Genomic DNA, 299 nt, shown 5'->3' with positions numbered 1-299 from the left:
CAGACAGAGGGCAGCGCGAGCGCGATCAGGAAGGCGGGGATCGCCCCCGCCGCCGCCGCCCAGACCGCTCGGCCGCTCGGATAGATCAACGTGGCGCTTCCGTATGGTCGACGAGGTCGGAGACGATCTGCTCGACCAGGCGCCCGTCGATCTGCGCCGCCGGCGAAAGCACGACGCGGTGGCGCAGCGCCGGAACGGCCAATGCCTTGACGTCGTCCGGAATGACATAGTTGCGGCCGTCGAGCGCCGCCCTGGCGCGCGCGGCCCGCGCCAGCATGGCGCCCGCGCGCGGACTTGCG

Annotated in this window: 1 pseudogene; it reads right to left on the bottom strand. The window is 72.9% G+C overall.

The annotated features are described in order from the left end of the window. Positions 1–85: 85 nt before the first annotated feature. A pseudogene (locus EN824_RS34490) lies at positions 86–299 on the bottom strand (magnesium chelatase); the annotation flags it as partial.

The organism is Mesorhizobium sp. M8A.F.Ca.ET.181.01.1.1 (assembly GCF_004792025.1).
GTDB lineage: Bacteria > Pseudomonadota > Alphaproteobacteria > Rhizobiales > Rhizobiaceae > Mesorhizobium.
Note: the sequence above shows the minus strand (reverse complement) of the source record. Positions and strands in the feature narration are given on the sequence as shown.